The organism is Brucella pecoris (assembly GCF_006376675.1).
Classification (GTDB): Bacteria; Pseudomonadota; Alphaproteobacteria; order Rhizobiales; family Rhizobiaceae; genus Brucella; species Brucella pecoris.
The window spans coordinates 1-13,333 of sequence record NZ_VEWK01000004.1 but is presented as its reverse complement, the minus strand read 5'-3'; the positions used below and the strand labels follow the sequence as shown (position 1 = coordinate 13,333).

The window sequence follows — 13,333 nt, the reverse complement described above, 5'->3', positions numbered from 1 at the left end:
GAATACGGGCGGGAGGATTTTTCTCAAGGAGGTATTCATGACTGCGCCACGGCCTTCAAAGACCATGTTGGGCAATCATCCGCTTCATCCCGAAACGCAGATGCTCAATTACGGCTACGACCCCGAACTCTCCGAAGGAGCGGTCAAACCACCGGTATTTCTGACTTCGACTTTCGTTTTCAAGACCGCAGAAGACGGGCGTGATTTTTTTGATTTTGTTTCCGGTCGCAAAGAGCCGCCCGCCGGTGTGGGCGCCGGTCTCGTCTACTCCCGCTTCAATCACCCCAACAGCGAGATCGTTGAAGATCGCCTCGCCGTCTATGAAGGCACCGAGAGTTGTGCGTTGTTTTCTTCCGGCATGTCGGCAATTGCCACGACGCTGTTCGTTTTCGCGCGCCCTGGCGATGTCATCCTACATTCGCAACCGCTCTACGGCGGCACGGAAACCCTCCTTGCCAAGACATTTCTCAATTTCGGCGTCGAAGCGGTCGCCTTCGCCGACGGCGTGCACGAAGCCTCGATAGAACAGGCAGCGGAAGAGGCTGTTCGCAAGGGGCGCGTTTCGGTGATCCTGATCGAGACGCCTGCCAATCCCACCAACAGCATTGTCGATATCGCAGCCATCCGGCGTGTCGCGGAAAAAATCGAACAAAAGCAGGGGCACCGTCCGATCATTGCCTGCGACAACACTTTGCTTGGTCCGGTTTACCAGAAGCCGCTCGACCATGGTGCCGATCTTTCGGTCTATTCGCTGACCAAATATGTCGGCGGGCATTCGGATCTGATCGCCGGGGCGGTACTGGGTCAAAAAACTGTCGTAAAGCAGGTCAAGGCATTGCGCGGCGCCATCGGTACACAACTTGATCCGCATTCATGCTGGATGCTGGGACGCTCGCTTGAAACGCTCGGACTGCGCATGGAGCGCGCCAACAACAATGCCCAGGCAATTGCGGAATTCCTGCGCGATCATCCGAAGGTGGAGAAATTGCACTATCTCCCATTTGAGGATGAGAACTCGGACGTTGGTGCGCTGTTCAAGCGCCAATGCAGCGGTGCGGGATCGACTTTCTCGTTCGATATCAAGGGTGGGCAGGCGGCGGCTTTCCGCTTCCTGAATGCGCTTCAGATATTGAAACTTGCGGTCAGTCTCGGCGGAACGGAATCGCTTGCGAGCCATCCTGCCGCGATGACCCATTCGGGCGTTCCCGTCGACGTGAGAGAACGTATTGGCGTGCTGGAATCAACAATCCGGCTTTCCATCGGCATCGAGCATCCCGATGATCTGATTGCCGATCTGGCGCAGGCGCTTGAAGCGGCGTGACGAGAAAACTTGTGGTGGGACGATTGGTGCGGGTGGTCTGCAACTAATTGAAATTACATTGTAAATCACCTTTTATCATTGTATATCAAGCCCATTGAACAATAGGCGTGTTCTTGTTACGTTCAATATCATGGCTTATCGTTAAATCTCACCGAAGCGCAAGCAGAGATAGGGGCCGTGGTAGGGGCTGAGAAATCGGCGTTATGACCATCAAGCGCGGGAAGGGCGATATGCATGGGCGCGGTGAACCGATTGAGTGCGCTGGCTGTCGCCAAGATGAAGGCGGGCAAATATTGCGATGGTGCCGGACTATACCTGCAGAAGAAATCGGAAGGTGCTGGAAAGTGGATTTTCATTTTTACCCTTCATGGGCGCAAGCGGGAAATGGGCCTTGGCTCCTATCCCATCGTTTCATTGAAGGCAGCGCGCGAAGATGCGGAAAAATGGCGTGGCCTTGTTCGGCAGAATATTGACCCGATCAATGAGCGTGAACGCCACAGACGCGAAGCTGCCCGCAACCTTCATTTGTTGGAAGACATAGCGAAGGCGGCCTTTGAAAGCCGAAAGGCAGAGTTGAAGGGCGATGGCGAGAATGGGCGCTGGTTCAGTCCGCTTGAGCTTCATGTGTTGCCAAAGCTCGGCAAGGTTCCAGTTGCAGAAATCCATCAGAACGATATTCGCGAAACCCTTTCCCCAATCTGGCATTCAAAGGCAGCAACAGCAGAAAAGGCTCTTGGTCGCCTAGCCATCTGCATGAGACATGCCGCTGCCCTCGGTCTGGATGTGGATTTGCAGGCCACGGAAAAGGCCCGTGCGCTTCTTGGTAAACAACGCCATGCAGTCAAGCATATCCCGGCTATGCCGTGGCAGGAGGTTTCAGCCTTTTACGCATCATTGAAGGATGGCAGCGTGACGCACCTTGCGATGCGCCTGCTTATCCTGACTGGCGTTCGGTCTGGGCCATTGCGTTTCATTCACGAAAGCCAGATCGAAGGCGATGTTTGGACGATTCCCGGTGACGCCATGAAAGGCGAGGAGGGGAAAACATCAGATTTTCGCGTCCCGCTTTCACAGGAAGCCTTGATCGTAATCGAACAGGCGCGCCGACATGCGCGTGACGGTTTCCTTTTTCCAAGCATTCGCAAAGGCGTTATCAGCGACATGACGATGGCGGCATACATGGAACGCGCCGGGATGGATTATCGCCCTCATGGTTTCCGCTCCAGCTTACGGGACTGGATTGCTGAAACTACAACCACACCTCATGACATTGCTGAAACCATTCTCGCTCATACGGTGGGCGGTAAGGTCGAGCGCTCCTATCGACGCACTGATTTCTTGGAACAGCGGCGCGTTTTGATGGAGCGATGGGCGGGGTTCATTTCCGAAGTGAATGACAATGTTGTTAAGATGTTTGGGGGCTGAAATTGATAGAGGACAAAAATTACGTTCCGCTGCTGGAGATTTATAAACAGATTGAGTTCTCGATTAGGATTAGATTGCCAGCAGCTCTGAACCTGACAGCGGACGACTTGAAGCACGGGGTGTTACCAACTTGGACGGCAGCGGTTGCTGCCAAGTACGTAATTTATGATTTATTTCAGCGTATCAACAAGGAGCAGTGCGTTTACATACTGTCGAAAGATGGCCGGGTTTGTAGTTATCCGGCGATAATTACGAGACCAAGACAAAAGTTTACTCCTTGCCAAGAGTTCAGTGCGCCTCGGATGCAGGTGGTGGAAAGCGGATTAGTTAGCCGTGACGAAATGGTTTTCGGATGGGACTCATTGCGTTTAGATTATTGGCACTCAGCTTTTTCCAAATGCCGTATCTTTGACGATGGGTCTAGCAACGTGTTGATGGCTGTCCTTCGTGTTTACGGTGCTATCCCCCTGATAAATTGGGGAACTTGCGCCGTTGATCTAGATAGAGCCTACAGTTTCTTGGCGTCCATGGACGCTCTGATGGGCGAACGAACCAAACTCAAAATATTGAACATAATTGACGATCCGGAGGACTGGGGAAGGATGGCGGCGGCTCTTAATTGTTTAGAAGATGGTTCGTTACGTTCGATATTGAAAGTATTATCGCCGTTTGATGGCTGTCGTCTTCTCGCCCCAGTTGCGTGGCAAAAAATGATCGAACAAGTATTGCCGGACGTGAGTAGCCGCGATCAAGGCAATCTTTTGCCCCCCAAAATGGCTATTCTTGACGCCTATAGGGATAACCCACTTCTTTCCAAGCAGGAAATCAGGCTGATGCTTTATCCTAATTGGTCGGAGCGTCAGTTCGGTAAACATTGGTCCGCAGCCTCTGAAATTGATCCCACGATGAAGCGTCCCGGCAGGCGAAAGGCGAAATCATGACACCGTATCGATACGCTTTTTAATTCTGGTAGACTATTTGTTGTTGGTTTGTTCCAGCACCTTTCACCTCGTATCAACTGATTTCGAGGATGAAGCATGCAAATCACAGACCCACTTTTGACTGCCCGTGAAGGTGCAAAAATCCTTCAGGTGAGCATTCCAACATTTTACCGTCGCATCGCTGACGGTACGCTGCCGAAGCCTATCAAGATGGGTAGTCTTTCCCGCTGGGCGCAGTCGGAAATCAACGCAGCAATCGAAGACGCCAAAGCCAAACGCCACGCCGCATAAAAAACGACCCCGCCAGACAAGGACGGGGCCGAAGGGCTTATTGAACTCTCTCAACGACAATAGCCCTTCCCGTTCTTTGGTGCAATTCCAAAGGATAGGCAGATGACTTCTAAAAATTCTCTCTGGGGTTCTCGGATTTATCGCGTGATCAATCGCGGGGCAGAGCCTTTTTCAATTCGCGTGAAAGGCCGTGACCGTTGGGCGCTGGAAAACCTTATCAATGCTGGTGACGCTGGCTGCACACCTATCGACAACCCGGTTCCGCGCTGGTCGGCCTATGTGTTCAAGCTGCGCAGCTTCGGCGTCAATATCGAAACAGTGCATGAAGAACATACCGGCCCATTCAGCGGCACGCATGCCCGCTATGTTCTGCGCTCGGAGGTTTCCTGTCCTGAACTGGATGCGGAGGCAGCAGAATGAAGAAAGCCAGAGAGATTACCCGCGCTCTGGGTGGTCACTGGCATGGCCGGTATGGTGTTGCGCGCTGTCCGGCACATGGTGACAAGCGCCCAAGCTTGAGCCTGTCAGATGGAACGGACGGCAGGCTGTTACTGCGCTGCCATTCCGGTTGTGAGTTCACGCACATTCTCGATAGCCTCAAAGGGCTTGGACTGGTTGAGGGCGAGGGCAACTATTCCCCACCTTCTGCTGCCGATTTGGAGCGCATCAGACAATCCGAGATTGAGGAAGCCGAACGCAAGGAAGCGTTGGCACTTTCTTGCTGGCGTGATGCTCGCCCTATTCGTGGCACGATAGCGGAAACATATCTCAGGCATCGCGGCATCACCTGCGAGCATGCAGACAGTCTGCGCTTTCATCCTGATTGCTGGCACCCTTCACGCAATCGTTTTCCTGCGCTGGTTGCGCTGGTCGAGGGTGCTACACGGCTTGCGGTTCATCGCACTTATCTGCGTGCTGATGGTCTCGGCAAAGCCCAGATTGAACCAGCAAAGGCAATGCTCGGAACTGTAGCAGGCGGCGCGGTGCGGCTGTCTCAAGGTAATGACAAGCTGATTGTATGCGAAGGAATAGAAACCGGCCTGTCGCTTCTGTCAGGGCTTGTGCGCGGTTCTGTGTCCGTATGGGCCGCATTATCAACCAGTGGAATGAAATCTCTCTCATTGCCGGATAGTCCGGCATTGCTGACAGTTGCCACGGATGGAGATGCAGCGGGCCGGGAAGCTGGCAAAGCTTTAGCCACACGCGCCACGGCAGAAGGCCGAAAGGTCAGCCTGTTGCCTGCCCCAGACGGTCACGACTGGAACGACATTCTTTTGATGAAGGGGGCGGCGGCATGAATAGTCACGCCAAGCCTGACGATATTTCTTTAGAAGCGCAGGAGTTTCCTTTCAGTCAGTCGCAGGCAGAGGCAAAGATTGCCGAACTGTCGAAGCTGTCTGAACTGGAATATGAGCAGTGCCGTGAAGAAGTAGCGAAAGCCCTTTGCCTTCGCGTGTCCAAATTGGACGAGTTTGTCAGCGCATTGCGTCCAAAGGCTCCAGAGGAAGAAGGCGGCGAGCCATTTGAAGATATGGACCCTTGGGCTGATCCGGTGGAAGGCGCAGAGCTGCTGTCTGAGATACAGGCGACCATTCTAAGGTTTTCAGTTCTGCCGGAGCATAGCGCGCCTTTAATGGCTGTCTGGGCGCTGCATGCATGGTCACATGATACGGCTGACATTTCCCCTGTCCTTGCGTTCGTCTCACCTGAAAAGCGATGCGGGAAGACTACAGCCCTGTCAGTCATGAGTGCGCTTGTGCCGAAGGCCATGCACGCGGTGAACATCAGCACGTCAGTCCTGTTTCGCGTTATTGAGAAATATCGGCCCACTGTCCTGATCGATGAGGCAGACACATTCCTTGAAGCAAATGACGAACTGCGTGGCGTTCTCAATGGCGGGCATAATCGGCTCAGTGCTTATGTGTGGCGCTCGGTTGGTGATGACCATGAGCCGCGCCAGTTTCGCGTCTGGGCACCCAAATGCATTGCGATGATTGGAAAGCTGCCGGACACGCTGGAAGATAGGGCGCTGGTCGTTCACCTTCGCAGAAAGCAGGAAGGCGAAAAGGTCGAGCGCTTCCGTGCTGACCGCATCAATGAGTTTCGTCATCTTCGTCAGAAGGCGGCGCGTTGGGCTGCTGACCATGAACAGACACTCCGTGACAGCGATCCATCGGTACCGGACGAATTGAACGACCGCGCGCAGGATAACTCCAGGGCGATATGTGCCATTGCAGACGCGGCAGGCGGAGACTGGCCGAAAGCTATTCGTGCGGCGCTGGTCGGTTCAGCCAGTCAGTCAGATGAAGATTCGCAATCAATCGGCGTCATCCTGCTTCGCGACATCGCAGAAATATTTGAAAGCAAGCGCGTTGATCATATCGGCAGCGTCGAACTTCAAGAAGCTCTTTGCGCCATGGAGGAAAGCCCATGGTCGGAATGGAGACGCGGACAAGGCATCTCAACTCAGGGCATTGCGAAGAAGTTGAAAGAGTATGGCGTCAAGCCGCGCCGGGACAGAACGCAGCGGTTTTATGCGCAATCGGACTTCGCTGACGCTTTCACACGCTATCTCTCTGACGGACCTGAAATAACCGTCACAGGCGTCACAACCGTCACACATACAGCTAACCATATGAAAGAAAACAATAATCTCTGTGACGGTTATAATGGCGGTGACGGTTGTAACCGTCACGCCCAGACGCTGAACCCTCTTTTTGATGGGGAATTGTGATGAGCGCGATTGATCTGATTAAAGCCCTGACAAGTGAAGGCGTTGAGTTCTCGACTGATGGTGAGCGCATACGCTGGAGAAATTCAAACGGCAAGATTACCGATGATGTGAAAGCGCAAATTGCTTCCGATAAAGCTGCGGTTATCGCGCACCTCAAAGCTAGTCGGGGGATAAAACGTTGGAGGCCAATACCTCCTGCAGAATGGTCTCGTCACCTTAAGCCACAGCGAGGCGACCCGGAACGCTATCTGGAAGCCCTGAAAGAATATGGCCCCTTGTCTTATGGCATGGCGATGCGGGTGCTCGGCTGGGGCGGTACGCGCGCCGGACAGGTTCAGGACGAACTACACAGACAAGGCCGGATCAAATTTGACAAACGCGGATGGGCTTATCCCGTCGATAGCTCGGAGGATTCAAATGACCGATCCAGTTAAACGCGCCGCTCTCTGGCTGGCAACCACACCAAACGCAGCAAAGCCGCGCCCTGTCATTCCATACCTTCGCGAACAGTTTGGGCTATCAGCGGTCGAGGCTGTCCGCGCAATTACAGAAAGCAATCTCATCAGAGCGAGGGCGCAATAATGAACGCCATTGAGAAACGTCTCCCACCAGCGGCAGGCAAGGGCAGGCCGAAAGGTGCAATGAATAAAACCACGGCTTTGCTGAAAGATGCAATCCTGACCGCAGCGGCGGATGCTGGCAATAAGTCGGGTGAAGATGGGCTGGTTTCATATCTGACAAAGCAGGCAGAAGAGAATCCAGTCGCTTTTATGGGACTGCTTGGCAAGGTGCTGCCGTTGCAGATTTCAGGCCATGCAGAACAGCCTGTTCAAACCATTACACGCATTGAACTTGTGCCGCTTCGTGCGGATTGAGGCGAGGGCACATGAATATTCACACTGCGTCCAATTTCGACATTGAACGGTTTCGCAAGGTTTATGCGCTGGTCACTGGTGGCGCAACCGAAGGTGAACGCGCAGCGGCCAAGGCAAGAGCCAGCAAGATAGTCGTCTCAAGTTGTAAAGCTGTGGCAGTGTGATTATTAGAGGGTGAATGCTATCTCGTAGTTTGTCCTCAGCGGATAGTTTAATAAGGATGCATCGTGCCCTTGCCTTCCCGAAGAGTATTAAAACGGACAGCGGCGGTATCGATCATAGCCGCTATTGTTTCAATCTCGATTTCAACTGGCATTCGCTTTGTCTTGGGTGTGCATTCTGACACCATCACCATTGTTGTTCGTTTAGTGCTGCCGTTTTTAATCGCTATTCCAATAGCTTTGATATGGTTCAGCAAGCTTGAGCGCCTTGAAACTGCGTATCGCGTTTTGATGAGACGAGCTAATGAACTTGCGCGAACGGCTAGTACAGATCCTTTAACCGGCGTCTTGAACAGACGCAGCTTTATCGAGCAATTCGAACGCGCAATGGAGTTAGGTGTGCGGGGGTGGTTTCTTTTAGCAGACATTGATTATCTGAAAATGATTAATGACAATTTCGGCCATCTTGCAGGAGACGAAGCGGTGATTTCTGCCGCGAGAGCATTGGAAGCCGTTTTGCCGGATGACAGCCTTCTTGCTCGGATCGGAGGTGATGAGTTCTGCGCATTCGTCCCAGGCGTTTCTCAGGACAATATGCTCGCTTTCTCCAAACACATCAGTGAAACAGCGGGAACGAATTTCAAAGAAGCCGTCCAGACTGACGGAGCCGCCTTGTCGGTTTCGATAGGGAATATCGTTTGCAAGCCTAAGCAGACATTCAAGGACGTTATTCGCCAAGCTGACGAAAGGCTCTATCGGAAAAAAAAGGTTGCGCATTCTTCCAGCCGGATAATTATACCGAACGGACAGATTGTCGCACGCCTAATCTTCATCGGAATTTGACGGAACATGATAGACGATGATGCAGCCTGATATAAAGCAAGCCACTGATATTAAATAGCTTTTTTACGATACTCTACCCCTTCCGTGATACAATCGTATTAACGAAAGGAGACAGCAAATGCGTGCTGATGTTGCAATGCCGGACCATATCCTCATTCGGGTATTTTCCGAAGAAAAGAAAACCTTGAAAGAATTGGCTCGAAAGAAGGGGACTTCTCTTTCGGGGCTGATACGGGCGGCAGTCTTACCGGCTCAAGGGTCCGAGAATGTAGCGAGGGCGAAATGACCGCTACGACAATCCGTGATTTTCTCATTTCTCTTGGCTATCAGGTCAACAAGTCGAGCGAACAGACATTCAATGACAGCTTGAAGAAAACGGCTGAGAATGCAGTTAAGCTGGGTATTGCCATTGAAGCGGCTGCCGCCGCCGTGACCGGTGCTGTCGTTAAGATGGCTCAAGGCATGGAGCAAAGCTATTACCAGTCGAAGCGCCTCGGCGCGGCTGTCAGCGATATCAAGGCTGTCGGCTATGCTATGTCTCAGGTTGGCGGAAGCGCAGAAGGCGCGCAACAAGCCATGGAAGGCATTGCGGACTTCATACGCCGTTTGCCGGGTGGAAAGAGCTATATTCAAAAGCTGATCGGCAGTGAGGCGGATGCATCGAACATTCCTGCCGTTATGGGCGTCTTGGCTAAAAAGTTTGCCAGCATGCCTTATGCCAACGCCAAAGTGCAGGCAAATTTCATCGGCATTGACGACAACACACTACAGGCCATGATCCGTGATGGCGGGCGCTATTACGACGAATATCAGAAGCTGGTCAAAAAGGCCGGTGTGAATGAGGACAAGCTTGCAGGCGATAGTCAGGCGCTCATGGTCAAGGTTCGCAGTCTGGGCCTGTCATTTCATATTCTCGGCCAAAAGATACATCAGGCTCTAATAGCAAAAGCGGGGCCGATTATCGAGAAGTTCAAGAACTGGATAGATAAGAACTTTGACGCCATCACAAAGTCGGTGTCGCAAGTCGCGGAGTTTATTCTCAGGCTATCGGACCGAATTGGCGCTTTTGTTTCCCGAGCGATGGAATGGTATGACAAGCTTGATCCGAAATCGAAAAATCTAGCCAATACAGTCGGCGGCGTTGCGGCGGCGGTGTGGGCCTTCAATAAGGCGTTCGGTTCATCTCCAATTGGTATAATCCTCTCGCTCGCTGCTGCGATGGCCATTCTTTATGACGATTATCAACGATGGAAAGAAACTGGCGACGTGGGGCTGGTTGATTGGAGTAAATGGGAGCCGACAATCCAATCTGTCACGAAGGCACTCGAAACAATTTCGGGGTGGTTCAAGAAACTCGCAGGTGATGAAGACGGCAGTATCGGCGGGCTGCAAATAGCCATGGGTGCTTTTGCTACCTACATGGCGACAAACTGGGCTGCATCGATCCTTGCGACCTTCGGGCGTATTCGACTGGGTATGGTGGGCCTTGCAGCTTATATCGCCTACGAAACCCACAAGGCTTTGAACGACAATATCGATTACGATTCTTTGCAGAAACATATCGATGCCGGGGACGCCAAGGAATGGCATGACGAACAGGTCAGCCAGAACTGGTTCGGCAAAATCGTCAGACGTGGGCTTAACTGGGGCTATCGAAGCGTCGGTAAAGAAGAACCTTACGACGAAAATCTGCGCACAAAGGGCTTGAGCAGGAAAGACGCACAGTTGGTTTCAGAAAACCAAAGCGGAACTCGCAATCTGCCAATAACAAACGAACTGCGTGGAATTTTGGATAACGCCGCTAAGAGAAATGGAGTGAAAGTTAACGTAACTTCTGGCGGCCAACCAATTATAGGCACCTCTACCCGGCGCAAAGGCTCGACAAGGCATGACGTTGGCGGCGGGCGATTAGGCGCCGCAGATGTACAGCTGATTGACTTGGAGACAGGGCAAAAACTGGATATTCGTAAGCCAAGAGATGCAAAGCGCATAGAGAATTTTATGGCTGATAGTGTTGCGGGCGGAGCAACCGGTCTCGGTATGGGGTCAGGCAAAAATTACATGGGGCCTTACACGATGCATATCGGAGGAGGCACGCGTGCACATTGGGGCGGCGCGCCATTCCTCGCGTCGGCTCTCAAGGAAGGTGAGAAGAGGAGAACGGCGGAAAGCAGAAAGAAGCGCGAGGAGCAGGAAGCATTTATTGCAGACCGTCTGTCCTCATTGCCAGAAGGAGGCCTGCCAATGGTTGACGGGCCTTTCGCTCCAGCAGGTGTGCAACCTACTTCGCCGCTAATGCCGGGCAATGTCGCAAACAACTCAACGGCCAATATGAACCTAAAAGTTGAAAACAACTTTATGGGAGCTACAGACGCAAAACAGGTTCAAAGCGGCGTAGAAAAAGCTGGCGGCAGCCTTTTAAGAAATATGCAGCCAGCAATTAGGTGAGGATTTTTTCCGCAATAGATGGATTGTGTTTGGCGATTTGCAATCAAGCCAATCCATCAATGCTCTAAGTTCTAATTTAAGCACGCATTATAGGCTTGAAGCGCTTCAAGAGATCCAGAACCACTGAACCTGCCGATAACTGAGCCGTTTGAGTTCTGCACATCAAATGATTTGGACGTCGAAAGCAGACCGAGTATTAGCTCGTAATTTTTAACATCTGTGAAATCGTGAGTGTAACTATCGCCCCACGACTTGCCAGCGATTTCAGCTTTATAGTTTTCATTTTTAACGTCGAAATCTATCGAGAATTTTACGTTCCCTTCCATCATGGTCCAGTCGGCGTTGTAAAGTTCGAGAAAGGTATCACTGGTGTCTTTGTAGCGATTTATTCTAAAAATCGTATTACCATCGCTGGTTTCAGCAGCACAGAATAGCCTGTTCCCGTTTAAATTCTTGAAAAGGCTGGTGGTCCAAGCCCCATGTTTGACGGATTGCTGTGTTTCAAATGTTGCTGCCATTGAATGATTATTCAACGCAACTGCGATAAGCGCCGATAACGCCAGCTTGATTGTTGAGTGAACCATATTACCCCTCGACTAGGTTCGCTAAGTATGGACATACTGTCCTTGTATTCTTATCAATCCTCATTTCCGTGCCCGCTGGTCGCCTATCAGTGCATCCTGAAATCGGAAAGCAAGGCGGAAGGAATACAGCCGCTTTCGAACTCATATTAAGTCTTCTGCAAGCTCGGCACCGTCCATAAGATGAATGATAATTCGTTCATATTGGTGAGCTTCCTGAGCAAGCCACGTTTCTGCGTTCTTGATGGCTTCGCTGACCGAAGTGCGTTTGTGATTTAGGTAAACATCCTTGTTGCGCGGGCAAGCAGTGCCATCGCTGAACAACGTTACGATAATATCGCGGTCTGTCCATTCAGAGTTATCCGTCGTTACATCATATTTCATGACTGCCTCGTGAATACTGTTAGGAGAAAATGCGAGTTATTTTCTTGCCTTACCACCCTCGGAAATGACTTTTATGCCGCCTTGCATATCTAGCACGTAGTAAAATGATGCAGTGCCCGCTGCCTTTTTATTGCGCTTAGGGCTGCTTACAAACCAGTCATACTCACCGGTAACGGCGCATTTATTATTCTCGCAGAACACTTCAACGGTGTAGTCTCGAACTTGGCTAGTCCGTATCGGCCAACGGTCGTAGTATCGCTTCTTGTCAGCCAAAACTTCGCGGTGTGTTGTGGTTTTTCCAAAATAATCAACGTAGTTTGCATACGCATCATTCGCCACGCTTAGAGCAGTACGGCCATCGCTATTGCTGCTAATCAGAAGCTTTACGTATTCGGCAGCAAGGCTGTTAAGACGCGATGAGCTTGTATCTCGATATGTAGGTGATGGCGTTTGCTGTTCCACGGCTGGCGGTGGTGGAGGCGGCGCAGAGGCTACAGCCTTTGGCAATTCATTCGAATAACAGACGATTTGGAAAACAGATTTCGAAACCTTCTCGGCTAGATCAGCAGAAGACAACTCGGAAGCAGCAGCATCTTCTTTTGTGAAGTTAATGCTTCTAGACTGAAGGAATAGCTCAAGAATATTGCTTTTTATTGCAAAGTTGACGTTCTGCGGGATGCTTCCGCTTGTCTTAATAGCATAGCTATCGTCCAATTTTGCTGAGTTAATTCCCAGAAGAAACCCGCTTCTATCGACCAGCGGACCGCCAGAATTGCCTGGCTGGATTGGCGTAGATATTTGCAGATAGCGCGTATCGTTTTCCAATCCTATGAGCGAATTGATATTGCCCATTGTGATTTTGATGCTGTCAGACAGGAGTTTTGCGAGAGGATAACCTAATGCAGCGACGTCTTCGCCAAGCTTAGGCTGAGCGTTCCTGAGTTTTAGGGGTTGGATATCGGCTGGCACTGTCGGAAGGCGAAGAACTGCAAGGTCATTTTGTTTGTCAGACTGAATCTCAGCAGCTTTGCCAAATGATGACACCTCAACGTAATCGCAGCCATCAACGACATGAGCGTTCGTGACTACCCAGCCTTCTTTCGCAATCAAAAATCCTGTCCCGGATCCGGTCGCTTGAGCGGCCAATGCGCCGTGAGAGAATAGCAACGGAAAAACTGCCGCGCTTGCGAAAATACTACGCCTTAGAACCATGACGCCCAAACCCTTATATACCCACAAAGTTTATAAGCATAGAGGTGGTTCGGGAAATCTGGACAGCGGAGATAAGTGGAATTTCTGCCTGACTTCGGCTTAGATGCCGAGAACAGG

At 51.5% G+C, this 13,333-nt stretch carries 16 protein-coding genes and 1 pseudogene; 14 read left to right on the top strand and 3 right to left on the bottom strand.

Translation table 11 applies throughout. The features are described from left to right. Positions 1-37 precede the first annotated feature (37 nt). From FIB18_RS08975 to FIB18_RS08915, 14 genes and pseudogenes are all read left to right on the top strand, one after another. Entirely contained in the window at positions 38-1,321 is a 1,284-nt protein-coding gene (locus FIB18_RS08975; RefSeq protein WP_140020386.1) for a cystathionine gamma-synthase family protein, read from the top strand. Positions 1,322-1,555: 234 nt separating this feature from the next. Then, positions 1,556-2,746: a tyrosine-type recombinase/integrase gene (locus FIB18_RS08970; protein WP_140020385.1), complete on the top strand. Its 1,191-nt coding sequence runs from the start codon at positions 1,556-1,558 to the stop codon at positions 2,744-2,746. 2 nt (positions 2,747-2,748) lie between these two features. Next, positions 2,749-3,687, top strand: a complete 939-nt coding sequence (locus tag FIB18_RS08965) for a hypothetical protein (RefSeq protein ID WP_140020384.1) — start codon at positions 2,749-2,751, stop codon at positions 3,685-3,687. Between the two features lie 96 nt (positions 3,688-3,783). Then, a complete protein-coding gene (locus FIB18_RS08960) occupies positions 3,784-3,978 on the top strand; it encodes a helix-turn-helix transcriptional regulator (RefSeq protein WP_094509054.1) in 195 nt (64 codons plus the stop codon). A 102-nt stretch (positions 3,979-4,080) separates the two neighbouring features. Continuing rightward, the gene (locus FIB18_RS08955) at positions 4,081-4,398 is read left to right on the top strand and encodes a winged helix domain-containing protein (protein WP_140020383.1); all 318 of its coding nucleotides are present in this window, start codon (positions 4,081-4,083) and stop codon (positions 4,396-4,398) included. Next, positions 4,395-5,276 carry a DUF7146 domain-containing protein gene (locus FIB18_RS08950; RefSeq protein ID WP_140020382.1) on the top strand — a complete coding sequence of 294 codons (882 nt, stop codon included), beginning with the start codon at positions 4,395-4,397 and terminating at the stop codon, positions 5,274-5,276. The genes FIB18_RS08955 and FIB18_RS08950 overlap by 4 nt, the downstream gene beginning before the upstream one ends. After that, entirely contained in the window at positions 5,273-6,712 is a 1,440-nt protein-coding gene (locus tag FIB18_RS08945; protein ID WP_140020381.1) for a DUF3631 domain-containing protein, read from the top strand. Before FIB18_RS08950 ends, FIB18_RS08945 begins: the two co-directional genes overlap by 4 nt. Beyond that, positions 6,712-7,146 carry a TubC N-terminal docking domain-related protein gene (locus tag FIB18_RS25450; protein ID WP_140020380.1) on the top strand — a complete coding sequence of 145 codons (435 nt, stop codon included), beginning with the start codon at positions 6,712-6,714 and terminating at the stop codon, positions 7,144-7,146. The genes FIB18_RS08945 and FIB18_RS25450 overlap by 1 nt, the downstream gene beginning before the upstream one ends. Then, positions 7,130-7,294, top strand: coding sequence for a hypothetical protein (locus FIB18_RS24975; protein WP_168436402.1), 165 nt, complete (start codon positions 7,130-7,132; stop codon positions 7,292-7,294). The genes FIB18_RS25450 and FIB18_RS24975 overlap by 17 nt, the downstream gene beginning before the upstream one ends. Then, positions 7,294-7,587, top strand: coding sequence for a hypothetical protein (locus tag FIB18_RS08935; protein ID WP_140020379.1), 294 nt, complete (start codon positions 7,294-7,296; stop codon positions 7,585-7,587). The genes FIB18_RS24975 and FIB18_RS08935 overlap by 1 nt, the downstream gene beginning before the upstream one ends. A gap of 11 nt (positions 7,588-7,598) precedes the next feature. Then, positions 7,599-7,718: pseudogene (locus FIB18_RS08930) on the top strand (winged helix-turn-helix domain-containing protein); the annotation flags it as partial. Between the two features lie 96 nt (positions 7,719-7,814). Continuing rightward, complete coding sequence (locus tag FIB18_RS08925; protein WP_140020378.1) at positions 7,815-8,591, top strand: GGDEF domain-containing protein; 777 nt, start codon at positions 7,815-7,817, stop codon at positions 8,589-8,591. Between the two features lie 118 nt (positions 8,592-8,709). Further along, positions 8,710-8,877: a ribbon-helix-helix protein, CopG family gene (locus tag FIB18_RS08920; protein ID WP_140020377.1), complete on the top strand. Its 168-nt coding sequence runs from the start codon at positions 8,710-8,712 to the stop codon at positions 8,875-8,877. Beyond that, complete coding sequence (locus FIB18_RS08915) at positions 8,874-11,039, top strand: phage tail tape measure protein (RefSeq protein WP_140020376.1); 2,166 nt, start codon at positions 8,874-8,876, stop codon at positions 11,037-11,039. Before FIB18_RS08920 ends, FIB18_RS08915 begins: the two co-directional genes overlap by 4 nt. Positions 11,040-11,110: 71 nt before the next feature. Here the strand turns inward: FIB18_RS08915 and FIB18_RS08910 are convergent, their stop codons facing one another. The 3 genes from FIB18_RS08910 to FIB18_RS08900 form a co-directional block, all read right to left on the bottom strand. Beyond that, positions 11,111-11,623, bottom strand: coding sequence for a hypothetical protein (locus tag FIB18_RS08910; protein WP_140020375.1), 513 nt, complete (start codon positions 11,621-11,623; stop codon positions 11,111-11,113). A gap of 141 nt (positions 11,624-11,764) precedes the next feature. After that, complete coding sequence (locus FIB18_RS08905) at positions 11,765-12,004, bottom strand: hypothetical protein (protein WP_140020374.1); 240 nt, start codon at positions 12,002-12,004, stop codon at positions 11,765-11,767. Positions 12,005-12,040: 36 nt separating this feature from the next. After that, positions 12,041-13,114, bottom strand: a complete 1,074-nt coding sequence (locus tag FIB18_RS08900; RefSeq protein ID WP_158295702.1) for a S1C family serine protease — start codon at positions 13,112-13,114, stop codon at positions 12,041-12,043. Between the last annotated feature and the right edge of the window lie 219 nt (positions 13,115-13,333).